The sequence below is a fragment of the Sulfuracidifex tepidarius genome, assembly GCF_008326425.1.
In the GTDB taxonomy this organism is placed as follows: Archaea; Thermoproteota; Thermoprotei_A; order Sulfolobales; family Sulfolobaceae; genus Sulfuracidifex; species Sulfuracidifex tepidarius.
In genome coordinates this window covers 699,770-724,719 of record NZ_AP018929.1, presented here as the reverse complement: position 1 = coordinate 724,719, position 24,950 = coordinate 699,770, and the positions used below count along the sequence as shown (strand labels likewise).

The window sequence follows — 24,950 nt, the reverse complement described above, 5'->3', positions numbered from 1 at the left end:
TTGGCTTTTAAGGTCTGACGAAGTATAAGGTAAAGAAATTATGAGATCAAGTATATCACGTTTTGGTGATAGTTGACGTTTTAGGTTCGAATCTAGTACAGTGAATATATATATAGAGTCCTCAACCATTATTGATCTTATCAGACGTTGTTAGGGCGTTTTAGTCGATGATGAAAACCTTCAAGCTAAGTTTAAATCTATAAGAGAGAGATTAAAACCATGTTAAAGGAAAGTTACGATGTGATAACTGGGAAGAGCGTTTACATAGACGATTTACACTTCGACGATGAAGTATACTTGTACGTTGTAAGATCGAACTACGCCAGAGCTAAGATCAAGAGAGTGACTTCCCCTTCCCGCTCGTTGCTGTTCATGACAGGAAAGGAGTTCCACGCTGAGATGCCTGCAGTCTCTTTCCCTGAGAGTAGAATAGCCAGAATGCCAGTACTGCCAGAGGAGGACGTGAACTTCTTCGGTCAACCCGTCGCAGCATTAGTGACAGAGGAGAGGTACGACATAGAAGACTTAGCTGATGAAGTTAACGTAGACTACGAGCCCATGACCCCGATAACCAGGATCAGTGAGTCATTAAAGGACGAGGAGATAATCCACCCAAACCTTCACACGAACGTATCCACTGACTCTCAAGTTGAAGGAGGTAACTTGAGCCTGAAAGAGAAGGCAGATGTTTACGTAGAGAGGGAAATAGAGCAGGGGAGAGTAATCTCCAACCCTATGGAGCCTAAAGGCGTAATAGCTTTGTTCAGGGGAGGGTCTCTGACCTTGTACGGCTCCCTGCAAGCTCCATTCAGGGTTAGAAACGACATCCATGAAGTTCTCGGCCTGAGCCCTGAGAAGATCAACGTCATTGCACCCAAGAATGTCGGAGGAGGTTTCGGGAACAAGGTACCTGGTTACCCCGAGTACGTGTTAGCTTCCTTGGCTGCGATGAAACTCAACAAGCCAGTGAAGTGGATAGAGACGAGGAGGGAACACTTGACCAACCCCACGCAGGGAAGAGGAGTTCACGGGAAAGTGAGGCTTTACGCAGATAAGACAGGTAGAGCCTTGGGGGTTGAGGGAGAGGTTATTGTAGACTTGGGCGCGTATAACTACACTATCAACGCCATTACCCCTACCTTCATCGCTAGGCTATTGACGGGGCCTTATAAGATGGAGTTCGTCTCCGTGAGGGCACGTGGAGTCTTCACTAATCTACCACCTACCGGGCCTTACAGGGGAGCCGGGAGGCCTGAGGCCACCCTGTTTCACGAGACCTTGATGGAAGACCTCGCTAAAGAACTGAAGATGGATCCCGTCGACCTGAGGGAGAAGAACCTGATCGACGGAGAGTATGTAACTCCCTCGGGTTTGAGGATAGATAACGGAGGATATAGGGAGGTGTTCAACAAGGCGAAGGAAATTTACAGGAGCATAAAGGAGAGGGGCAAGTCGTTGATCGTGTTTGCAGAACAGGTGAGTATACCACCAGGGGAATCAGCGAGGGTCACCGTAGGTAACGGTAAGGTCAAGGTGATAGTGCCCAGCGGACCCCACGGTCAAGCCCATCGCTCTACCTTCGCGAAAATAGCGTCCCAAGTGTTAGGCGTTAGCCAGGACGTAATTGAGGTAATCACTGGGACCACTGAAGGCGTAAAGGAGGGAGTGGGCAGTTTCGGCAGTAGGACTGCGTCAGTCGCAGGGTCAGCAGTGACGGTGGCTAGCAAGTCCGTCCTGGAGAGCCTGAAGTCAAGAGGGGTCACTATTGAGGAAGCGTTGAACTCTCAGGACGAAGTCTCCGTTGAGGTCTTCTTCAAGGGAGACGTGATATTCTCTGCTGGTGCTCATGTTGCAGTGGTGGGTCTAGATGGTTATTTCCCTAGAGTTAAGGAGTACTATGCCTTCGATGACGTCGGTAAGGCATTCATTGAGGAGGAAGTTGAAGGTCAGATCATAGGCGGAGTACTTCAGGGGGTGTCTCAAGTCCTATGGGAGGAAGCTAAGTACGACGAGAACGGGATGCCTTTGATAGGATCAATAGCAGATGAGGGAGTTCCTAGTGCAGTTGAGGCTTCGTATAAGGTTATCCCAGGGGTTGTGGAATTTCCTTCATCACTCCCTGACGGAGCAAGAGGGGTAGGAGAGGCGGGAACTACGGGTTCAGTAGCTGCGGTGGTGATAGCGTTGGAGAAGCTCTTAGGCAAGAAGGTCACTAAGACCCCTATTGATCCAGACTTCGCTTTAAGTTAACAATCGCATTTTAATACAGATATGCGCACAAATACGTTGTTTTTTTAAAAAACTCCTACAATGCCTTGCAATCGTTCCAATCCCTTTAGAAAACGAGTTAGCCCCACTTGCATTACTCAGACTAAAAGTCAAGGTAGGTATAGGTACACGGATTTAGAGCTCGAAAGGAATTAATGTGCAATTTCAACTTACTTTTCAACCTGAGCTGGTACATGGGACATGTTTAGTGGAAAACTGCTCCAAAGTCTAACTCGTTGAGGTAGTTATACTTTATCAGACTTTAAAGGGCAAGAGGACTTCCTCTCAGCGTCCCACTTTAAGGTATCAAGTTCCATGTAGATCTGAAATAAATCTTGTCCTTTAAGACCTGACGAAGTATAACAAAACTCCTAGCGTCTGTCATGTTCTTGACACCTACTCTATCTTTTCATCGCTTTTCGATAAGAGAGCTTATACAAAGTTCCAGTTCGTCGAGAGAGTACCTTGTATAGGGGAAGGTTTAACTCTTCACTATCACATACTTGCCGGCGAACCTCAATAACTCGTCCTCGTCATTTTCTTCGATGATGTTTAAGTCCAAGATCTCGGATACCTCCTCAGGGAGAGAAAGGTGGACTTTCACCAGGAGGTCTCTGAGGTGAGTTACATCCAGATTCCTGACGATCAGAGCCATGTCCAAGTCGCTACTACCCATGGTCTCCCCCTTCACCACAGAGCCGTACACTACGACCTCCTTTACGTCTGCGAACTTCCTAGCACGATTCAGGACTAAAGAGGCGATCTCCCTCCAGTTCTGCTCTAGGTATCTGATTCTCTCTGCACCGAACACCACTTCTCACCCCAGATCTTTTTCATCAAGTTAATTATCTCCTTGGTCACATTTAAACAGATTTCAGTGTCCTCCTTTCCCAGCCCGTAAGAGAAGTATTGCCCTCTCTGTCTGGCGTTCTCCAACAGAATTAGTTCGCCTCTCCTCTCCTTGACGAAGGCAGATATCTCATCCTTCATTGAGAGCGTAGAGAGGACTGACAGAAGTTTCCTTATCTCGTGAGTCTCGGGAAACGAGTAACCCAGGAAAGCTATCGTAGCTTTGATTGCCAGTTCTGCAGATATTTGAGACATGAGACTTGAGGCATTGTAGAGACCGTGGTTAAGAGCGTCCTCGGACGCCTGAAGGTACTCTATCGACCTTTCACAAAGGGTTTTGTAAAGCTCATGCACTTGATCCATATCCTTTACGAGTTTTTATAGTCTTCACGGCCACAGTTTGATTTTTCAGTTTAATATTTAATACGATTTAAATATTTTACCTGGGTCTGACGAGTTCTGAAATCTCGCTATCATTTCTAGAGCTTTCTATCGTACGTGTGAGGAGTTTCATACATTTGACGTCAGTAGTCCCTTAGAGCCCATGTGATGTATCAAGGGTACATAATGAAGACATGACCTGATCCACTTGGTTTGAGAACTCTCCATACTTTTCGGCTTTCCTTGAACACGTAAAGCTATATCATAAAATAACTAAAGAGAAATCTTTATTTAAAAAATCTCTTAAAAGAAAAGTATTTTTAAATATAAAACTAAATAGGAAAACTATATATTCCTTATTCTCTCTCAGACTATAAAGGGCAAGATGGGATTACCTAATAATTCCTTTCGAGCCCATAATTAAGAACCGACTTATGTTTGCCTTGGCTTTTAAGGTCTGACGAAGTATAATAATTTTCACCTCCTTGTATAACTGAGTATTTCCAATAGCCTCAAAAGCTGCTAGTATGAAAGGTCGGTGAATTTCAAGGTAAAGCTCTCAAGACGAAGGAATTATGAACTCTTGTTATTCTAAGCGTTCATTTCAATTACCTTCAAAACGTTAAACGCAGTGATAGAATCGTTGGGAAGCCCTTCTGTTAAGACTATGAATGCTCTTCCGTTTTGCGTGTAACCTAAACCTACATCGAGATTCCCTTCATAGGGATCCGTATAGGTATTTAAGCCCATCATAATTCCCGCTTGACGAGTTATAGATGTGAGTTTCCAGTATCTCTAACAGTTTATCTATATGTGTCCCATCCCCAGAGGTATTGTAATTGAAAGCAATGACTGAAATCCAGGAGGAATAGTCGTGGGTTAGAACCTCTATGTCCACAGGGCGTGAGTCATTAAAGAGGTTTGAGCACTTAAAGTTCGAAGTTAAATTTCTGAAACCCAATCCACTAGGCCCAAGAGATACTAGAGCATCAGTCAGGTTCTTTAGGTGAGCGGGAGAGGAGATAAAGAATTGATAACATTCTCCGTAACTTTGGACGCATTAGACAGACTCCTAACATGATGGGTACCATCCTTGCCGACAACTATCTCACCCATATATTAATGTCTACGGCAATACTTCCCTTTGCCTCAACCTTCTCTTCCTCTCTTTCAAAAACTACTTTAATGAAAGTCTTATCACCCTTGACTACTAGCCTCTCTCATCCTCCAGTCTGAATGTTCCTTCAAGTTCCTAGGATAACCCAAAATTGGTAACTCACCAACACTGGCAATCCTAACAGTCATTCTCTCGAAGTCCACGCTATAGCTCTCTTTAGGAGTTAACCATAGAGTGGGCTTATATACCCTGGAAAACGACCCCTTTTCGGATTATTGTACCATCCCTTGTACGTCGCGAGAGCGTCTCTATAACAGTCCTCAGCAACCTTTGAGGGTAGATTGTATTCCTTCCTTAACTTCTCGTATAACTCCTCGTGGACTTTTCCTAACACTCCCTTCTCTTCTGGATTTCTCGCGTTCTCCTTCAACCAGAATAACGAAAAACGAATTGCCTTCACATAGTTGTTCACGAGGGCTAGGAGGGGTTCAGAGAGAACGATCTTCATTGAAACAGTAGCTCTGATCGCTTTAGCCCTCCTAGCCATTAAGGAAATTTAAAAAGAAAAGAAGTATTTAAATTTCCATCCCCTGGAAGGGCGAGGCTTTCAATCTTTGGTAAAATTATATGAGATAAATTTAATTTAATGATATCGTATGGACTGGGTAAGAATTGGCGTTAACGACTCCATTTATTTGATCTATTTTTACCATAATTACAATTCGCAATGGTAACCTAAATCGCCTAACGAAGAGTTAAACGTCTTTTTATCTCCTTTAAAATCATTTTAATATACTAAATACTAAAAGTCTCTACTCCCCGAGGACGCGAAAGCGAATTTTTATGAAATATCTTGTAGAATAATCTTTAAAATAGTAAGATAAAGAAAATAATTAGAGCTCTTATTCAACGGAGAGTTGATGCATGAATTTCGCAGTGACGGTAACAAGATAAGATCTCAAACCTTACAAGGAAGGGGGATCATAGCACGGTTTGAGCATAAAGACGACATAGAATTTCTCTCTATCTATGATCCAAGGAAATAGTAAAAATTACTTTTTATATTGGATATCTATTTCTTTGTAATCAAGTTAGGATGATTACAATATTTAGCTCAAATGCATAATATCTATGATATCTAATTAAATACTAATTAAAGATAACTTATTATAAGAGAAAAAATTAAGTAAAAGTTAAATCTATGCTATCTTAAATACATGAAAGACCTGTGTTAAGTAGGTTATCTTGTCAGCAGATAAAATTAGGGTTCTCTATGCTGGAATAGTGCTGGGACCTTGGGGTGGGGAGAACCGGTAGTTGCTAGGCAAACTATTGAGGCTCTATCTAGAGATCCTAAGTTCGCCGTCTTCAAGGAGTATTATAAGCCAAGGATAAAGCCCATTTTTGACTTCCTCATATCTGAGTACAGGAGAACCATAGGCACATCCGACTCGTTCAAGCTGGCAGAATCTTTTTACTTGTCTAAAATTAGGGAACATTCGCCAGATGTAATCATAACACAGTACGACTACGATCTATCCTCAGTGAGTGCTGCCACAAAGGCTGGTAAGAGAGCCATCGTATATGTCCACGCATGGTGGACAGTATGTCCTAACAACACGAGGATGCACAATGGAGAAGTATGTGAGGGATTTCCAGGTCAGGATTGTAAGTCCTGCATTATCTCCTCACTTCGGGGAGAGGGTAAGGTCAAGGCATATAAGCACTTGTTTGGCCTCTTGAGCAATAACGTAATTCATAAGAAGATGAAGAGAAGGATTTCCATTTTAAACAGGGAAAATGTTTTCGTCGTCACCTTGACTGAGAAGATGAGGAGGCTTATGATAGACATGGGAGTAATGGAAGACAAGATATACGTAGTTCCTAACGGAGTTGATTGTTCCCATTTCAAGCCTTCAAAGAAGGAGAAGATAGTTCTCTATTTGGGCGGATATAATCCAGTGAAGGGATATTCAATCTTTTTCGATATAGCGAAGCAGTTGAGAGGAGAAGGTAAGTTCATAGCCACGGGAAATTACCCGGAGTTTGAAAAGGTGAGCCATGTCGAGTTCCCTGGACCCCTCCCAAGAGACGAGCTCTCTTCTCTCCTTGGAACAGGGAGAGTGACCTTAATTCCCTCAATATGGGACGAACCTTTCTCCATGGTAGCCATAGAGTCTCTAGCTTCTGGAACTCCTGTGGTCGCATTCGACACCGGGTGTCTAAGAAATATAATAAGGGACGGTAAGACGGGGTTTATAGTCGGGAAGAATGACGTCGAATCTATGAAGGAGAAGACCGAAACGCTTCTGGAGGAGGATGACCTCTTCCAAGAAATGAGCGTTAACGCCAGGGAGGACGCCTGCACTAGGTTCAAGCTCTGCGGTCAGATGGAGGCTATAAAGGGAATAGTGGAGAAAATCGCCAGATCTTGAGTTCCGGATGAAGTTTCAGAAGTCTAAGTTTATAGAAAATTTACACTCTAATAACGTCAGAAATAGAAAATAGTAGCACGTTAGATAAGATATAGTGAACTATCACCCCCTCACGATAGGTTCCTGCTTTATGGCTGTACCTCGCTAAGGACTGGCAGAGAGCGGAGCTTTACAGGTCATTCCGACTTAGTCCTGAGTGAATATTCCACTTGTCTTGAACTGATGAGTAGAGGCCTAAACAATACCCTCGCATAGTCGCGTCTCGGTGAAGCTTACTCCGCCTGCGATCGTCGTCGACACACAAATACTTGTATTTAACTTTCACTGCAAAAGGACTCTTCCCTCATTGGGTCTTCTCCCTTTGAATCCCCATTAAGATAAAAGCCCTTTTTTCTCTTCAACGTCTTTTTGTTCTCTGTAGCCCCTTTCAGAGATGGAATAAGTAAAGCAAATCTCGAAGCCAGAGCTTATCGTTTCACATCTCATTTCATGTCCATTCTCGGTGTTAATCATTATATACATAGTACTATAAACAACCTTTATAACAGTTGTTGCATATGAAGTAGTTTAAATGGTAAAAGTAATTGATGAAAAGTTTATACATTCCAACAAGGCAAACCGTGGAGTACATGGATTGAAAGTATTGTAAATTGTGTGAGTATGTATCTGCTTTTTATTTACATAAATATTGGACTATACTATTATAATAGAAATAAAAATAATTATAATTTAGTTGTTATATACGTAAAAAAGGAAATTGAGTTAGGATATTAGAGATATCTCGTCCTCCAGTAGGGAAATCAAGTAAGCTCCTTGATCTACCTTGGAGTAGTAAACTGCCATTATCTCGTAGTTCCCATAAACTGCAGTTGCTTCAGTTACGTTGAGATGAGGATAGAACAGTACAAGCATCCTCGCTCCGTCCTTAGTTCCATTGAAGTAAACTGTTGCGTTCCCGGTGTTCTGAGACATGACGTCCAGCAAGTGAGTTAGCTCAGTCCCATTCGTTGTATTTTCTAACACTAGAGCTACCATGTTGAATGACTTAGGGCTTGTGAACTGTGCGTAAACCCCCTCAGAGACGGAAGTGACATTTACGTACTTCAGAGAGGTGAGTAGCGAGGAGTTGAAGTGAATGTTGTCCTTAGAGAAGGTTTGGTTCAGGTATGTGTTGTTTACCATATCTTCAAGGAAAGACGTGTTAATATATCCATACTCTATCCTTGGGAACACAGTGTTCACTAGGTCCATAGGTGGAGAAGGAATTTGACCTGAGGCCCTCATGCTAACTATCTTCAGAGTATTGAACGCGGAGCTGGAATCGTTTGGAAGTCCGTAAGTTATAACTGCGAAAGCTCTCCCGTTATGTGTGTAACCGTACGCAACTCCTATCGTGACGTTATATGAAGCTGTCATGTTCCTCGGTAGGGAAGTAGAACCATTATGTTCGTATACTCCGTAGACGTACTGGAGCCCGTTATAGCTCCCCGTGGAGGAGTGGTTCAGGTAAAGTCCTAACACTGTCGATATTGCTTGAGCCACGTATACTCCTTTTCCTGAGGTGTTGTAGTTAAACGCTATTACAGTTACATATGAAGACGAATTATGTGCTAAGACCTCTATGTACATAGGAGAAGAATAGTTAAGGAAGTACTTGAATTGTGCTAAGTAATTGGATGTCGAAGGTTGGAAACCCATTCCAGAGCTTCCGCTTTTCATCAAATTGGTCATAAGAGTGTTCAAGTTCTGTACTTCTACGTACGATACTACTTGATAGTTACTCACGCCCGTAGCTTGTGTCGCATTGGATGGAGAGAACAGTCCGTCTATAGAGAACTTCTGGGTCTGAGATGGGACTGGAGTTGGAGTTGTATTAGTAACCATGGTACTAGTAGATGTAGACGAAATGCTAATGGATGTAGATGAACTTGTGGTGGAGCTGACGCTTACGGTACTCGGTGAGCTAGTAGTTGAAGACGTGCTGGATGGATGATATAACATGAACCCAGCTGCAGCTGCTATTATTATGACGATAACTACAATGCCCGCTATTAAAGATGTTTTCATAGATGATAGGTTTCATCAGAGAATAAAAGGCTTTTCAAAATATAGAGTTATCACATATTTTTAACAATCTTTAACAGATCTTTCAAGTGTCATATAATTCCCAGACTTCGACATGTAGATTTAGCCCTGCATGAGATTTCTTGAAAAACGATGAACTGTTTTACCTGACGAGTGTAAGGTAGAAGTCCTACTGAAGGATAGCTCGCTTTGTTTCCTCTAGATCTTAAGAAAAATTATTTTTGAAAGTGAGTACAAATGATTTGGATAACTTTTAAAGACATGGACTAAAACTAGCGTCAGAGGAGTCTCTCGTCATTTCCTAGGAGTGTCCTCTGAGATCGAACACTCTAATTCCCTGGAGATCTCCTTTGATCTGATCGAAGCTTCGTAAATTGCCCTCATTATAGCTCCTCCCACTCCCCTCTCTTCCAACACCGAGATGGCTTGTATTGTAGTACCTCCTGGAGTGGAAACCTTGTCCCTCAGAGTGTGAGGCTTCTCGTTCTTCAACAACTCGACAGTAGTTTCCATGACCTCTATTGCAGCTGTGAGGGATAGTGACGCTGGAAGACCTGACTTCACTCCCCCCAACATGAGGGAATCTACAAGCTCAGCTACTATCCCCGGACCACTTCCTGCCAAAGCTGTCCAAGCGTCAAAGGAGCGTTCATCGATCCAGAACGTCTTGCCCACAGCCGAGAATATTTCCTCCACACTCTTAGCGTGGCCTCCACACCCAGCGAGGGCAGTCAATGACCTCCTTATTGTTATGCCCAAGTTGGGCATTGCCCTGAACACCTCCTTCCCGCCTGTAGACTTCATCAAGAATTTCCTCGTCAAGCCTGCCATAGTTGAGACTATCACCTTATCGTTGAACAGATCGGAGTTCTCCCTCAATATGTCGGGGAACTGAAACGGTTTCACGCTTATGATTACGACTTCGGCCCAGGATATGGCGTTTCTATTTGAAGAGACGGTGAGCCCTTTTTCTCTAAGTAGGGAAGCTGTTTTCTCCGACTTTGATGTAACTTTTACCTCGTGTTTATCCCGCAGCGCGAGGGCGAGGGACGAACCTATGTTCCCCCCTCCGATTATGGCAATCTTCATGAAGGAAATATCACGTTTCTGATATAAAAACTAGACTAAATAGGGTCTGGGAATGAAATAAGAGACGACTTTTCAAGGAGAGAATGTATATACATATACATACGTTTTCGTGTGCATGAATCTCACTTCGCATGAATCCGGTCATTACTCTGGGTCTGTCATGAGGAAGCTGTAGTTTATCACTTTCATTATCTAAAGTTAAATTTTCAGATGTATATACTTGAAACAAATGTTTTCATCAGACCCATCCTTTCTGACGAGGAAGGACAAGTTCACCAAAGATGAGTTGAAAAGGGCAGTCAGGGGAGCTCTTGCGGCAGAAATAGATGCAATAAACTACTATTTCCAGCAAGGAGACCTGATAGAGGATCCAAGACTTAGATCTGCTCACGAGGACATAGCTAGAGAAGAGATGACCCATTTCGGAGAGTTCCTGCGCATGTTGTACGAGGTTTCCCCAGACGAGTTTTCCATGATAAAGAAAGGCTGGGAGGAGGCTTCCAGGATCATAAGTGGAGCGGAGTTCCCTATAAAAGCGGGTGAAATCAGGAGTGACGAGAAGGAGAGGGAAGAAGGGAAGGAACATGAGGGACCAATATCGTGGGCTATGGAGGGACTTAGCGGTACGCTGAGGCGTAGGGTCAAGAACGTGAAGTATGAGAGCGATACTATAAGCGTCGCCGAAATAGACGAGGATGAAGGGGAAATAACCCAAGCCGTCTCATCTTCTCTTTACCACGTACCCTACCTTTCCCTGCAGTTTAGGTTGAGGGACTCATCACCGTCGAACTGGAAGGAAGTAGCCTTCAACGCTGGAAAGAAGTTCTCCATCCTGGAAGAAGCTACCCTGCTGAAGACTCACGATCTATCACCCCTAAAGTTCGGCGGTAGGATTTCCGCTTCCGACTGGGATCAGGCAGGTTCCATATTGAACGACGTAGTAAAGGCGTACGAGTACGTCTCTAAGGGAGGATTTAACAAGGTGATCGTCATGATCCCACCTACGCTCTTCTCTAAGCTATTCAGGGTAGTCGATAAGACCGGAACTTACGAACATGAGGTAGTGAGGAGGATAGGAGAGATCGTGATATCCCCCGCCCTTGACAGGGAAATAATTGTGTTGAGCACTGAAGGTTTTGAGGTTGCTGTGAGGAAGGAAGTCCAAGTGGAATTCCTAGACAAGGAGAGGGAACACGAGATCTACCTTATCTCCGAGCAGATAGCTCCGAAACCGATGTCTAGGCTTGCCTCATGTTCCGTGATGAAGGAATCATGAGGTCAAGAGATGAAGGAGAAGAGGAAATAGGAAAGGAAAGACAATTGCAAGCCCTTTTACAGAAAAAGGGGGTTAAGGGGGCGGAAAGCCTCGCCTCTCTGAGGCGGGGATGGATAGTCCCCTTTGTTTAAATACTTCTTTTTTCGAAATTCTTTTTTTAATGGCTGGGAGGGTTAAAGCGATCAGAGCTACTGTTTCTATGAAGATCGCTCTCTCTGAACCCCTCCTAGCCCTCGTGAACAACTACGTGAAAGCAATACGTTTTTCGTTATTTTGGTTGAAGGAAAATGTTCCGAACCCGGAAGAGAAGGGAGTGTTAGGAAAAGTCCACGAGGAGTTATACACGAAGTTAAGAGAGGAATACGACCTACCATCAAAGGTTGCTGAGGACTGTTATAGGGATGCTCTCGCGATATACAAGGGTTGGTACAACAACCCGAGAAGAGGACGTTTCCCGAGAGTGTACAAACCTACAGTGTGGCTACCCTAGAGCGAGCTATAGCGTGGACTTCGATAACATGACTGTTAGGATAGCGAGTGTTGGTGAAAACTACCACTGGGTTATCCCAGGAACCTCAAGGACTACATGATTTGGAGGATGAAGAAGCACGTCTAATAGTTAAAGGAGACAATGCTTTCCTCAAGGTCGTTTTTGACAAACCGTTGGAGAGAGATGAACCAAGGGAAAGTGTTGCTGTTGATGTTAACATGGGTGAGGTAGTCGTAGGAAATGATGATACTCATTATGTTAGGATCCCAACTAGGCTTGAAGTTCATCACTGCAAGTCTTCAGCTGAGAATTTGCAGAAGAAGTACCCAAGGAGGTGGAGGGAGAACGAGAGGATTCTTCACAGGATTCGTTCTCTTCATCAAAAGGCTAAGAGGATTACGGAGGATGCTAGAAAAGTGGGAAAGTGGGTTGTTGAGGTTGCTGAGGATTTCGGTGCCAACGTTATTAAGTTGGAGAACCTCAAGAACCTAATTAAGAATGTTGATAAATTATCTAAAGAGTTTCGTGATAAACTGTATTTAATGCAGTACCGTCGTGTTCAGTACTGGATAGTGTGGCAAGCTAGGAAGCGTGGCGGTCGTAGAATTCGTGAATCCCAGTTACTCTTCCGTTTCATGCCCTAAAAGTAGGAAAAGGATGGAGGAGATCTCTCATAGGTATTTTTCCGCTTTCCGTCTTGCGGTTACGAGAACGACCGTGACGTTATTGCAATCATGAACCTAAATAGGGGTTCTCTGACCCTCTCGACTGCCCCTCAAATGAGATATGTAAACACGAACCGATGAGGGGAACCCTCGCCGTGGCGGGGAGGAAGTCAGCTAGAGACTCAGACTTTGATCCCTTTTCATTTAGATCAGGTCTGATCGGATTTACGCTAGTATTCTCACAAAACATTTACCCCACATGCTTGGCCTTGGTTAATAACTTACCATAAACATTAGCGTTTTGAACTCATGAGTATATCACGTAGTGAAAAATCTTTTCCCTAAGGAAAAATAGCTTAACCTCTGACATGATTGACAAGATAGCTTTACGAATTTCCATCAAGTCTAGAGGGAAATCCAGCTGACGATAACGCTTACTATCAGGTAAATCACAGTACCGTCCAGCAGACCGTACTCCAGGAAGAAGAGGAAATAGATGAGCAGAAACAGTAGGTCTATCCAGAGTCCGTCCGCCATACCAACTCCGCAGACTATTCCACCACCCAGAACGTCCAGTTTCCTACCCTTCAGTGTGTCTACGATCACGTTTCCAACTACCCCCGGCAAGAATATCACGGGGAAGTCATACACATTGGGCTCTGGGACAGTGTGTACCATGTGATGGATCAAGTCCCAGACAACCACTATCACGACGGGGAAGAGGAAGGAACTCGCTTTAGAGCTGGTGACCCCTCCCATGATACCCCTATCAGTATCGACCAAGACGACCCTCATGGTGAGGTAATAGTAAGCTAATGTAGTCAACAATACCAGGAGTGGAAGTAGAAGCCCAGTGTGGAAGAGGCTAAGTAAGGTGAGCAAACCAGAGGAGAGGACCAGCCCTATCAAGGAGAGGTTATACTTCGTAGTCCCTCCTATCGCAAAGAAAGAGAGGAGGTAAGATATAACGAAGAAAGGTATCATGAACTCCATCAGTGGTCTGTCAATTAGGCTGGAAAAGAGGAAGAAAGCAACGTATATCACGGTAGCGCTCCACATCTGAAGTGAGGGAAGGCCGTTTACCTCTTCACGGTTAGTTAACCTCAACAGAGAGGTAATTGCTGATGCCGGGAGAGAGAAAAGGAAGGACCAAGCCAAGGGGTTCAGGTCGTCAAGGTTGAACGGGTAAAAAGAGCCTCCCAGAAAGAAGAAGTTCAGGAAGAACCCCCAGAACCAGGAAACGATGTATTTCCCCGGCTCCTCCCCGTCCAAGTATGTCTTGGACAAAAGCGAAACGGCGAGAGACCAAATTCCCAAATTGAGGAGGAAGTTCACCAGCGTATCGTTGTAAATCACTAACTGATAAGTCAATAGGAAATGGACGGAGACCGCAGTAGTCAAAGCGAAGAGCGCTACTTTTGCCTCATGATTGTAGAATTTCACGATGTGAAAATAGACAAATTAATTAATAAAAAATTTTCTCTAGGTGATGCAGTTTAAAGAGAGTTCCATGATTTCTATAAACCAAGTTAGTTTACGCTATTTCACCAACTAACTTGTTTTATACTACAAAATACTTATTTCCACAGTTAAAAAAATATATAATGACGGGCTTTTTCACTTCCCACGGATCTCCTACTATACTGATAGAGGAGTCCAGATGGAAGGATTTCTGGAGGAGAATGGGAGAGGAGTTCTCAGACGTGGAATCAGTGGTCGTGATAAGCCCTCATTTCTTCACTTACTCCCGTTTCTACGTTGAGGTTCAAGAGAAGCTGGAGTCTATCCGCGACTTTTATGGGTTTCCCGACGAACTCTACCGCTTTAGATACTCTACGTCAAATAACGTTGACCTAGCTCACAGGATATTCAAGGAGGTCAGAGAGGAGGGACTACCCGTGGTCGAGGATACGTCGTGGGGTTTAGACCACGGTGCATGGATACCCCTCATGTATATGTTCCCTAAAGGTAAACCTACAGTCCCTATCTCCATATCAGGCTTATCGTTGGAGGACCACGTTAGGCTGGGTAGGGTTATCTCGAGGGCAGTGGAAGGTAAGGTGTTGGTCATGGGCACGGGATCACCTACCCACAGGCTTGATCTATTCCAGCTATCCTCAAGGAATGAAGCTTTTCTAGACCCCGTCCTGAGTGAAGCCGTTTCTAAAGGTGTAGACTATGTGATCTCTCTGTCAAAGGGCAAGGAGTGGAGAAAGTCTATGCCAGAAGGAGACCTGAAGCCTTTGCTTGTTGTCATGGGATACTCTCGATCTACAGGGAGGGAACTCCTCCACGACGTCCCTTGGCCCGGAGTCAGCATGGTGGCTTACCTCTTCGGCTGAGGATTTCCTTTATCTAAATGGGTATATGGAAGCCAAAGCAATACCTTATTATGTGCCTTACAGCCCAAGCAAAGACTTTCAATCTTCACAATTTTAATCCCCAATCTTCAGAGGTTCAAAGGACGTGTATAAGGTTTGTAATGTCTCTCTCTTAAATTATTTTGTAAGATAAGAATAAAGCATTTAGTATGTAACAACCTAAAATATCAGAGAAAATGGAAAGAAACAAAAAAGAGAAAAACTAATTCCTTTTTCTTACTGCCCCATTATCACTCCTCTAACTACGATTAGGGAGATTGGAACAATTAGGGGTGCCCACATTAGTAATTTGAGAAGATATTTCATATCTCTCATATTTTATGTTTTTGATAACACTTTTAAGTCTTTACCCGTTCATATTTACATAGAAGAATAAGATACAAGTTGTACACGATAAAGTGTGAAATTAAGGGGCGCATATAAAGGTGTCTGTTCTTAAGAGGCGGTAATCGATAAAAAAGCGGTTTAAAACAGTTTCTTGTAAAGCTGTAGCTTCTGTTTTCCTACTTCCACGAAGGCCTTCCCTTCCTTCACGTTCTCCGCTACCTTCACTGCGTCTTCGTGAGTGAGCCCAACCAAGGGGAGGACGTTCCCCATGATTACTCCCATCCTCGGAGTGCCTTGATAATAGCGAGATATTCTCTCCATGTGGGCCTTGAACCATTCCCAAGTTACATCTCTAGACTCGTTGAACATAGAACCCCAGATCACCATGAATGGTATGTCCTGCTTCTTCACTTCCCCTGAGAGGGCCATGTTCAGAGCATTGGCTACCAAGCAGGGCTTGTGTGAAGCCAACATTGCCCTCAAGTACCTCAACTTCTCCTCGTCGAAATTGGACTCCTTGTACAAGCTCATGAGCCTCTCGTGTGCCTTCTCACCCCCTGCGACGGAGTAAGCTAAAGCTACTGCATCCTTCATTTCAGGTATCATTGAGTCCATTTTCTCGAACATGGGGGCGATAGTAGACGCGAAGCTCTCGTCCATGTAAGAGAGGGAATCCACAAGGGAAGCGTAGAGCTGTCTGTCCACCTCTGATTCCCTGGTCTTCCACCTCTCAGCGTATTTGGTTAAAACTTGCTTTGCGATGCCCCACCTCTCAGGGTTTATAGTGTAAAGCAGGAACATCTGAGACGCGACTTCTCCTGCAGGTAAGTGGTTCTCCTCGTTCTCCATCCTCCTCACCAACGATAGATACTCGTCCTGTCCGATCATTCCCTTCATGAGGAAGGCGAAGTAGTCGTTGATTAGGCCCCACCTCTCCTTGGGGTTGGGGTCGGTCTCAAAGAATGAATCAACGTCGTCGTAGAACACGCGATAGAACCCGGCTCTGTCCAAGTTGAGTTTCGCTTTAGTTCCCTCTATTACCTTCTCCTTCTCGGTCATGAGGAAGCTGTTCTCCTTACCGTCTACGAGAGCAGTGACGGGGACCTTGTATAACCTGTCCTTAGTCTCAACTAGGGAGAACCTCTCCTGGGATATCCTGATCTTCCCATCTCCTTCCCTCTTCACCTTGAGGACGGGGTAGCCCTCATTCATTATCCACTCCTCCATGATGGAGTTTACGTCCTCTCCAGACACGTTAGAGATGGAAGTCCATAAGTCTGATGCCTCTGCGTTAGAGAACGAGAACTTCTTCAGGTACTCCGACACTCCCTTCCTGAAGTTCTCCTCTCCCACGTAACTCTCTATCATCCTGAGTATGCTTGCTCCTTTCCCGTAGCTTATCTCGTCGAAGATCTCCTCTATCTCCTCTGGAGTCTTCACGGGTACGTGAATAGGGTGGGTAAAGAGGGAGTCCCTCTCCATGGCTTCACTGGTCTCAATTGACAGGAAGTATCCGATCAAGTCCCAGTCCTTCCTTATCGCGTCCATTGCCTTGTGGCTCATGAAGGTAGCGAAGCTCTCGTTCAACCAAAGGTCGTCCCACCACTTCATGGTCACCAAGTCGCCGAACCACTGGTGAGCCAACTCGTGGGCTACAGTGACAGCTATTCTCCTCTTCCTGGAGAAAGGAGTCTTGTCGTCTGCTAGGAGCGCTATTTCCCTGAAAGTTATGGCTCCCCAGTTCTCCATCGCGCCAGCGGAGAACTCAGGAACTGCAATGAGGTGCATCTTAGGGAGCTGGTAGGGTATGGAGAAGTATTTCTCATAGAACTCCACCGACTTCTTCGCCACGTCGAGAGAGAACTTCCCCCTCACTGACTTCCCCGGGACAGTAGCCAACAAGATGGGGAAGCGAAAGTCCTCCTTCACTTCCTCGAACTTCCCTATCCCCAGGTAAAGGAGGTAAGTAGACATCTTGGGTGTCTCGTGGAATATCACAGTCTTCCTGTTCCCCTGGTCTACGACTTCCTTGATCGGCATGTTGGAGATCACGTCCTTGTCCTTGTCGACTTGGACCCTGATCAGGAACGTTGCCTTCTTTGAAGGGTCGTCGATACAAGGAATGAACCTCCTGGCGTAGTTGGCTTCGAACTGAGTTGAGATCATGTAACCACCAGGGTAGGGAGCTTTGTATATCCCTTGTATTCCTTCCTCGTCTACCTTCCCTGAGAAAGAGACCTCAAGCGTACCCGAGAACTTCCCAGTGTATATCCTCACCTTGTCTCCTTCCCTCACGAACTTGAGAGAATTACCCGAGGACGTCACCGAATAAATCTCGTGCTTAACTGAGTCGAGAACTACGTCCTCGTCAGAGGACAGGCTTATTTTTACCTTACCAGAGTAGTCCAAATCCTTAAAAGATAGGTCTATCTCATACGAAGATACTTGAATCATGAAGGAATTAAATATCCAGGATTATAAAAGTTGAGGTTTTCAAGGTAAAAGGCATGGAAAGTTCTCTAGAGTTCACATCTCTATGATATATGTTGAGGTCGTCCTTGGCTACGACCTTTTCATCAAGAGTATGTGGAGAAATTTTCTCTAGTACAGAGTTTATAAGACCTCCTGCACAACTAACTCTTCTAGAACGAGAAACGATCTTCTTAAATCTGATGGATTATCACAAGTCATTCCACACAAGGAACTGTTTAAGGGGAAATGATTTGAAAAATATTAAATTACAAGAGACAAGAAAAAACAAAAAACCTGATTTATGAATTTATGGATGGTCTCCTTTTCTGTCCCCGGTCTTCTTCACTTTCGTCATATCATGAGTACTTGTAGTACATCATGTTGTAGAAGTACCCAACGTAAGGGTTGTACGTGAACCCTCCTATGTAAGGCTGAACGAAGTAGTAAGTACTTGGATAAGGTAACCATATGTACGGAGCGTTATTGTAAGTTATGTTGTAAGCCACTCCGACTAAGTGTTCTTGCTCCGTCGTGTTCGTTATGAACGGCAAGGTAGTGTACATCTGCGTTAGGGTACTCACGTTCATCCATGCTAGGTCTCCTGATAGTCCTCCGTCGTTGATGTCTGTTAAAGGTATCAACTGCTGGGCTACCGGATCTGGCCAGTCTGGAACCCATCCCAGTTGGACTAATGCAGGAGTTGACGATGCAGAGTCCCAGTTGTCCGTTACTGACGCTGCAACAGCTTGTATGCTAACCGATATCCCTATTTGGCTCAATTCGGTCTTCACTAGGGTCAACTCCTCCTGCGTTATTTCTGGAACTGGAGAGAGCGTGTAAATGTCCAGAGTGGGGAGGGCACTTCCGCTGGTATCTCCTATCTTAGTTCCGTTCGGTAAGGTCACGTAGAAGTGTCCTTGTTCACCGGCCATCTGCAGGTAATGTATAGCCTCATTTATGTTGTAGGAATACATTGGTAAGTTGTTAGGATTGTAATATCCTGGGAAAGTCGGAGATATAGGACCTAGAAATTCCTTAGCTAGTATTTGCCCATTACTACTGTATAGATCCAACAACGCGGTGTAATTTACTGCATGCTCTAAGGCTAGTCTAAAGTCGGTGATATTTGTGGGGAACACTTGCTCGTTCATTGAGATGTAAAAGACGCCGGGTGTTACTCCCAAGTTGTCCAGTATTGAAGACGAGGCTGAGCTATTGTAATAACCAGATTCCATCTGAGTTATAGAGGGAACTGAAACGTAAGATATTTGGGCTTGGTTCTTATCGAATTCCTCTAACCTATCCGTATGAGACAGACCGTAGTATATCACTATATTCGGGATCTTTGCGGGCTGAGCAGGTGCAGGAACGTTATGTCCGTTACCCCAGTAGTTCGGATTGGCCTTAAGCGTTATCGTAGAAAATCCGGTTTGAACAGAGGAAATTACGTAAGGACCTGACCCTATCGCACCGTGAAGGTTGACGTAATCGTTCTGCTGATTGTATTGGACACCTCCGTGTGCGTCAATGTAGCCTGGGTACACTATCGCTCCCCACCAGGCTGCCATGTCTGTGAGGAAGAACTTGTAGTGCACTCCTGGGAGCAAGTTCACCTCTACCTTGTCGTTTCCTAGAACGACTACAGCTTGGTCAGGGTACTCCATGATCTTCATTATCGTAGAGTTAGACGGATTGAAGTTGGATAATATCTGAGATAGAATTTTAGCAGTCAAGTTAACGTTCCCCTCAGTGTGTATACCAGTGACGTTCTGTATGGCATCGCATACTCCCCAAGGTAGAGCTATGCCGTATATAGAATATTGCGTAGAGTTGAACAGTAGCCCTACATAGTTAGATACTCCTACTCCTTGTCCCATCAATATGGTCCTGTAGAGTGAGAACCACACGTCAGAGGCGTTAACCGGCATTCCGTTGCTGAACGTAGCATAAGGCCTCATGTTGAACACGAATGAGTTATAATCGTTCTCTTCAGTGAAGTTCTGGGCTAGGACTGGAACTACGCTGTGATAGTCCGACCCGTTGAATTCAACTAGTTCCTGATAAACTGCTGTGAAGAGCGGACCGTCCTGAGTATAGAATCCCGTCGCAGGGTCTAAGGAGTCAGGCGCTGCAACTTGTGCTATGTCAGTTAGAGTCGAAGTGTTCAACGTTGGGGTTGATGTTTTATGAACCAGGAAGAAGTAAGCTCCAGCGGCAGCTATTATTATTACAAGAACTATCACTATCGCCAATGTTTTAGAAATTGCACGTTCTGTTTTAGGAGATATACTAAATCCATGCTTCTTCATTATTGCTCTTTTAGATTCTTTATGACAACTTTTTAAGTTTTACCAATATTTTCTCAATTCTCTATGTTGTAAGTACAATGAGGTTTAAAAAATAACAAACGCAATAGCATGAAACAGTTGATAAAATTTAAATAATCTGAAGGGTTTAAAAACTCTGATGGGTTACGGTCTGTTAGCATTTATTTTAAAGAGAGTAGCTTACGCTGTAGTCTCCCTCATATTTTTGATAGTTGTGCTCTTCGCCGTGATCAACATTATTTTACCATCTCCTATAGCTAAGGCCAGAATATACGTAAGAAACCCTCACGTGCCTTACTCTGAGCTGGAGGCTATAGCCAGAGAGCACGGGTTCTATAAGCCTCTTTACGTCCAGATATTGGATTACATATGGAACGTATTGCACGGGAACTTGGGAATAGACCCGGTCTACGGAGTTCCAGAAACTCAGCTTATCATGCAATACCTTCCTATAACATTGGAGTTGGTTATCCCTGCAACCATTCTAACCGTCATCATAGGGATAGTCATGGGAGCTATATCTGCGTCCAACAGGGGGAACTGGAAGGATCTCCTCGTGAAGGGGATTTACCTCACCTCATGGTCGTCTCCTTCCTTTTTCATAGCTACAGTGATACTCCTGATCTTCGCATACGACTTGGGACTCTTCCCCTCCTCAGGCATGGTAAATCCCCTCCTCACTCCTCCGCCTAACGTCACGGGTTTTCCAATACTGAACGCTATAATAGCCGGAGACACTACATATCTGATAAGCCTGATAAGGCACATGGTTCTTCCGGTGATATCTATTGCTCTGGTAAGTTTCGGCGTAATAACGAGGCTGGCCAGGAGTTCCCTGATAGAGAGCCTAGAGTCTGACTTCTCCAAGTTAGCCTTCATGAAGGGGAAGACCAAGTCACAAGTGACTTACGGTGTGGCGCTGAGGAACGGATCATTACCTATAGTGACGCTGGTAGCCTTACTTTTCGCTCAGTCCATAGCAGGAGACGTGGTTATCGAGGACATCTTCGACTATCACGGGTTAGGGTACTACCTTCTCACCACCGGAATATATCAGTTAGACTACGTTGCCCTCCTCGACATAACTTTAATTGATGGAGTGCTGGTAATTGTTGCTAACTTGATTGCAGACATCCTCTATGGTGTTCTAGACCCCAGGGTGAGAGTGTCATGACGGAGACAGCGAATGAAAAGAAGAGGAAAGAGGAAGCGAAGGAGGAGCCGACTTCGGGGGTCAGGTTCTACCTTCATGCAATAAGGAGGGATAAGCTAGGTTTCTCAGGATTGATAATAGTGCTCTTCTTCTTCGGTTGGTCAATCCTGGAAGGAGCTCTACAGCTGATAGGAGGCTACATACACCGCGAGTATCTGGGATGGATCCTCCTTCCGAGTGATCCGCTCAAGCCTTCTCTATCTAATGCTTTTCACCCCCCATCCCTTTCTTCGTGGACTTATCTGCTGGGAGCTAACGCTGAAGGGGAGAGCATCCTCTCTAGAATATTTTACGCTATGCCTAGGGACGCGTTGGTTTCAGTCATCGTTGTACTCCTGGCAGTGGTGGTAGGGATGTTAATAGGAGTGATAGCAGGTTACGTCGGAGGGATAGTTGACGACCTGCTCATGAGGCTCACGGACGCAATTTTGGCTTTCCCTGCCATAATACTAGTAATTGCCGTGGCAGAAATCCTTAAGGGTAACTTTGACGCTGTTATCGTAGGGCTCAGCTTAGTTTGGTGGCCAACCTACGCTAGGCTGTTCAGGGCACAGACACTAAAGGTGAAGGAGATGGACTACATCACTGCAGCGAAGCTGTACAATGTTTCTAAGGTGAAGTTCTTCGTCAAGTATCTGGTGCTCAACACCATAGACCCTATAATAGCTTACTCAGCTCTTGACTTCGGGAACGTGATTTTAGCTTACTCGACTTTGGCTTTCTTTGGCATAGGAGTGACTGTCAATATACCCGAGCTGGGAGAGATGGCTTCAGACGGACTGGCCGGGTTACCGCTCTACTGGTGGTGGCCTATCTTCCCCAGCGTGGCCATCCTCCTGATAGTCCTAGGTTTCGTGTTATTGGGAGATAGATTACAAGACATAATACAAGGTAGGTTAGCATGACGTTACTTCACATAGAGGATTTAGAAGTTTCTTACAAGACCATGGGAGGAGAAGTCAAGATTCTCGACGGAGTTAACCTTGATGTAGATAAAGGGGAGATAGTAGGAGTAGTAGGCGAGAGCGGTTCTGGGAAGTCAACTTTGGGTCATTCCATAGTTAGGCTTCTCCCTTATAACGCGAGGTTGAAAGGCAAGATCCTCGTGGACGGCTTTGATGTAGTGAAAGCTAATGAGAAACAGATGTACTTCTTGAGGGGTACGTCGATGTTCATGATCTTCCAAAATCCTCTCAACAGTCTAAACCCAGTGAAGACTGTAGGACACCAGCTAATTGAAACTTCCTTAATTAGACATCAGAAGGAGGGCAAGAAAATAGACAATGATGAGGCTTACAAGGAGTCCTTAGGTGCACTGAAGGACTTGAGACTACCCGACCCAGAGAACATAATGAAACGTTATCCACACCAACTTTCCGGAGGTCAAATTCAGAGGATAGTGATAGCTATGTCAATGTTGCTTAAGCCTAAGATCCTGATAGCCGACGAGCCTACCTCTGCTTTAGACGTCACTGTTCAGGCCCAGGTCGTCAAGCTTCTGAAGCAACTTAACACGGAGATCGGAGTTTCAATCATATTCATAACTCACGACATAGCTCTTTCATACGCTATATCGAGCAGGATCCTCGTCCTATACGGAGGACAGGTGATGGAGGACGGGCCCAGCGAGGACGTGATAAAGGTTCCTCTCCATCCTTATTCTCAAGGTCTAATCTCCAGCATACCATCCATAAACAAGAGGGAGGGGAAGTTGAAGGCGATTCCGGGAAACCCACCTTCTTTCACAGACCTTCCCAAGGGATGCAGGTTCAGCCCGAGGTGCGAGAAGGTGATGGACAAGTGCAGGGAAAGCGTACCAGGGCTTACTTCAAAGGACAAAAGAAATGTGAGGTGTTTCCTTTATGAGTGAACTGTACAAGGTAGAGAACCTAACCAAACAGTTCCAGGCTTACAAGAGGAACCTGATCGAATCACTGTCCAGGACGAAAGTGCCGCAGATCAGGGCTTTGGAGGACGTGTCTTTCAGTATCAAAGAAGGAGAAGTCATGGGTGTAGTAGGCGAGAGCGGTTCCGGGAAAACCACACTAGGAAAGATAATGGCCATGATAGAGACTCCCACTCATGGGAAACTGACTTTCATGGGGAAAGACGTAACAACTAACAGAGGCGAGCTCATGAAGAGCATAAGTATGGTCTTTCAGAACCCGTTGACCTCAATGAACCCCAGGATGAAGGTGAAAGAAATAGTTTCAGAACCCTTAGGAAAATACGATGAAGGGAGAGTGAAGGAAGTTCTGTCCATGGTAGGTTTGGACTTCAATTACGTAGGCGAGAAGCTACCCAGGGAGTTATCGGGAGGACAACTCCAAAGGGTAGCAATTGCGAGGGCACTCTCAAAGAAGGTTAAATTCCTTGTGTTAGACGAGCCCACTTCAGCCTTAGACGTGTCAGTCCAGGCTCAGGTGCTGAACATGTTAGTCGACTTACAGAAGGAAACAGGGATCTCTTATCTCTTCATCACTCACAACATTGCAGTAGCAAGGTTCATCTCGGACAGGATCATGGTACTTTACGCTGGGAAAGTGATGGAGATAGGCGACGCCGATAAGGTCCTGAAAGAGCCTGCACATCCTTACACCAAGTCGTTGGTTGACTCCCTACCATCAATCCAGAAGAAGGAAGTGAAACCACCGGAGGGAGAGGTGCCATCCCTGATAAATTTACCCCGTGGGTGTAGGTTTGGCCCGAGATGTCCGTTCGCGACGGATTTGTGCAAAGAAAAGGAACCTCCTGAGTTTGAAATCGGTGATAGGAAAGTTGCGTGCTGGTTGTTTTCGCCCAACGGTGAGAAAAACCCTAGTTAAGGGAACTTTAGCTGTATTAATTTTCTCCCTTTTCATGAAGATTGACTCTTCTAACATCTTGAACTACTTGATTTTCCTTGCTGGATGGTATGTATTTCTTCTACTCTACATGACATGGAAAAGGGCATATTCCTATCAATTACATGAGAACGAAATTGTCTTCAAGACGCCTACAAAGACGTTTAAAGTAAACGTGAGGGAAATACGTGATGTTTTTGTAAGCCAAGGTTTAATTGCAAGGAAATTCAAGTGTGGATCGGTGTACGTTGTCCTCAATGGGGACGTGAAGAGGCTATGGGATATCAATTTCCCTGAAGATGTTGCAGAACGAATCAGGAAATTAACCTGACTTTCCCTTAGTCATTACTTCTAAAATATAAATCAGATGAAGATTTGAACTAATTAATCATGAGGAGCCTTTCATCCTTCTCTAGTAGTTCTTATATTCCGTCAAACCTTAAAAGACAAAACCTATATCCAAGAGAGCAAACGATCTAATTTTTCGTAAGGGACGGAATAGGCCTTAGACGTCAATATTGGAAGAAGTTTCTTCGCTATTTAAAGTTTGATGAAGTCACTCCTGGATTCAAGTTTAAATCTATATGAGAAACTGAGGATGAAGAGGACCCATAACATCTAATTTAGGTATAAGCATAACTTGGGAATTTAACGAAAGAATTTAGCAGATATGTTAGAGAATTTTGATGAAATGACCTAGTGTTTAAAATATCTTTGCAGTGTTTGAAATAG

18 protein-coding genes and 2 pseudogenes are annotated in these 24,950 nt (G+C 44.5%); 10 read left to right on the top strand and 10 right to left on the bottom strand.

Features of this window, described 5'->3' with window-relative positions; genetic code table 11:
- The first annotated feature begins 219 nt into the window (after nucleotides 1-219).
- Nucleotides 220-2,250 (top strand): xanthine dehydrogenase family protein molybdopterin-binding subunit, encoded by a 2,031-nt coding sequence (locus tag IC007_RS03230; protein WP_149528355.1) that lies wholly within the window; start codon nucleotides 220-222, stop codon nucleotides 2,248-2,250.
- A gap of 499 nt (nucleotides 2,251-2,749) precedes the next feature.
- Here IC007_RS03230 and IC007_RS03225 read toward each other — a convergent pair whose 3' ends face one another.
- The 4 genes and pseudogenes from IC007_RS03225 to IC007_RS03215 all read right to left on the bottom strand — a co-directional run.
- Complete coding sequence (locus IC007_RS03225; protein ID WP_173569937.1) at nucleotides 2,750-3,079, bottom strand: nucleotidyltransferase domain-containing protein; 330 nt, start codon at nucleotides 3,077-3,079, stop codon at nucleotides 2,750-2,752.
- Nucleotides 3,049-3,471: a HEPN domain-containing protein gene (locus IC007_RS03220; protein WP_054846734.1), complete on the bottom strand. Its 423-nt coding sequence runs from the start codon at nucleotides 3,469-3,471 to the stop codon at nucleotides 3,049-3,051. The genes IC007_RS03225 and IC007_RS03220 overlap by 31 nt, the downstream gene beginning before the upstream one ends.
- Before the next feature lie 618 nt (nucleotides 3,472-4,089).
- A complete protein-coding gene (locus IC007_RS13240; RefSeq protein WP_156303848.1) occupies nucleotides 4,090-4,251 on the bottom strand; it encodes a hypothetical protein in 162 nt (53 codons plus the stop codon).
- A 318-nt stretch (nucleotides 4,252-4,569) separates the two neighbouring features.
- Nucleotides 4,570-5,162: pseudogene (locus IC007_RS03215) on the bottom strand (RNA-guided endonuclease TnpB family protein); the annotation flags it as partial.
- Nucleotides 5,163-5,910: 748 nt separating this feature from the next.
- Between IC007_RS03215 and IC007_RS03210 the strand changes: the two are divergent.
- The gene (locus IC007_RS03210) at nucleotides 5,911-7,050 is read left to right on the top strand and encodes a glycosyltransferase (protein ID WP_149528354.1); all 1,140 of its coding nucleotides are present in this window, start codon (nucleotides 5,911-5,913) and stop codon (nucleotides 7,048-7,050) included.
- Between the two features lie 762 nt (nucleotides 7,051-7,812).
- Here the strand turns inward: IC007_RS03210 and IC007_RS03205 are convergent.
- Together IC007_RS03205 and proC are read right to left on the bottom strand one after the other, a co-directional pair.
- On the bottom strand, nucleotides 7,813-9,117 hold the full coding sequence (locus IC007_RS03205; protein ID WP_054846730.1) for a hypothetical protein: 1,305 nt from the start codon (nucleotides 9,115-9,117) through the stop codon (nucleotides 7,813-7,815).
- Between the two features lie 312 nt (nucleotides 9,118-9,429).
- Nucleotides 9,430-10,224: a pyrroline-5-carboxylate reductase gene (gene proC, locus IC007_RS03200; protein ID WP_149528353.1), complete on the bottom strand. Its 795-nt coding sequence runs from the start codon at nucleotides 10,222-10,224 to the stop codon at nucleotides 9,430-9,432.
- Between the two features lie 229 nt (nucleotides 10,225-10,453).
- On the opposite strand from proC, the gene IC007_RS03195 reads away from it, so the two are divergent.
- Together IC007_RS03195 and IC007_RS13725 are read left to right on the top strand one after the other, a co-directional pair.
- Entirely contained in the window at nucleotides 10,454-11,500 is a 1,047-nt protein-coding gene (locus IC007_RS03195) for an encapsulin (RefSeq protein WP_149528352.1), read from the top strand.
- 160 nt (nucleotides 11,501-11,660) lie between these two features.
- Nucleotides 11,661-12,796, top strand: a pseudogene (locus IC007_RS13725) (IS200/IS605 family accessory protein TnpB-related protein).
- On the opposite strand, the gene IC007_RS13235 reads toward IC007_RS13725, so the two are convergent.
- On the bottom strand, nucleotides 12,723-12,905 hold the full coding sequence (locus tag IC007_RS13235) for a hypothetical protein (protein WP_162302151.1): 183 nt from the start codon (nucleotides 12,903-12,905) through the stop codon (nucleotides 12,723-12,725). The pseudogene IC007_RS13725 and the gene IC007_RS13235 sit on opposite strands and share 74 nt — an antisense overlap.
- Nucleotides 12,906-13,060: 155 nt before the next feature.
- A complete protein-coding gene (locus tag IC007_RS03180; protein WP_149528351.1) occupies nucleotides 13,061-14,098 on the bottom strand; it encodes a hypothetical protein in 1,038 nt (345 codons plus the stop codon).
- A gap of 161 nt (nucleotides 14,099-14,259) precedes the next feature.
- On the opposite strand from IC007_RS03180, the gene IC007_RS03175 reads away from it, so the two are divergent.
- Nucleotides 14,260-14,997, top strand: a complete 738-nt coding sequence (locus IC007_RS03175; RefSeq protein WP_054846171.1) for a dioxygenase family protein — start codon at nucleotides 14,260-14,262, stop codon at nucleotides 14,995-14,997.
- Nucleotides 14,998-15,501: 504 nt separating this feature from the next.
- On the opposite strand, the gene IC007_RS03170 is transcribed toward IC007_RS03175, so the two are convergent.
- Nucleotides 15,502-17,817: a M1 family metallopeptidase gene (locus IC007_RS03170; RefSeq protein ID WP_232048998.1), complete on the bottom strand. Its 2,316-nt coding sequence runs from the start codon at nucleotides 17,815-17,817 to the stop codon at nucleotides 15,502-15,504.
- Nucleotides 17,818-18,191: 374 nt separating this feature from the next.
- Complete coding sequence (locus IC007_RS03165; RefSeq protein WP_149528350.1) at nucleotides 18,192-20,144, bottom strand: ABC transporter substrate-binding protein; 1,953 nt, start codon at nucleotides 20,142-20,144, stop codon at nucleotides 18,192-18,194.
- Between the two features lie 157 nt (nucleotides 20,145-20,301).
- Between IC007_RS03165 and IC007_RS03160 the strand changes: the two genes are divergently transcribed.
- The 5 genes from IC007_RS03160 to IC007_RS03140 are packed head-to-tail and all read left to right on the top strand — an operon-like array spanning nucleotide 20,302 to nucleotide 24,549.
- Nucleotides 20,302-21,336, top strand: coding sequence for an ABC transporter permease (locus tag IC007_RS03160; protein ID WP_054846166.1), 1,035 nt, complete (start codon nucleotides 20,302-20,304; stop codon nucleotides 21,334-21,336).
- Nucleotides 21,333-22,280 carry an ABC transporter permease gene (locus IC007_RS03155; RefSeq protein ID WP_054846165.1) on the top strand — a complete coding sequence of 316 codons (948 nt, stop codon included), beginning with the start codon at nucleotides 21,333-21,335 and terminating at the stop codon, nucleotides 22,278-22,280. The genes IC007_RS03160 and IC007_RS03155 overlap by 4 nt, the downstream gene beginning before the upstream one ends.
- On the top strand, nucleotides 22,277-23,245 hold the full coding sequence (locus IC007_RS03150) for an ABC transporter ATP-binding protein (RefSeq protein ID WP_149528349.1): 969 nt from the start codon (nucleotides 22,277-22,279) through the stop codon (nucleotides 23,243-23,245). Before IC007_RS03155 ends, IC007_RS03150 begins: the two co-directional genes overlap by 4 nt.
- Entirely contained in the window at nucleotides 23,238-24,200 is a 963-nt protein-coding gene (locus IC007_RS03145; protein ID WP_054846164.1) for an ABC transporter ATP-binding protein, read from the top strand. The genes IC007_RS03150 and IC007_RS03145 overlap by 8 nt, the downstream gene beginning before the upstream one ends.
- A gap of 34 nt (nucleotides 24,201-24,234) precedes the next feature.
- A complete protein-coding gene (locus tag IC007_RS03140) occupies nucleotides 24,235-24,549 on the top strand; it encodes a PH domain-containing protein (protein WP_149528348.1) in 315 nt (104 codons plus the stop codon).
- The last annotated feature ends 401 nt before the right edge of the window (nucleotides 24,550-24,950 follow it).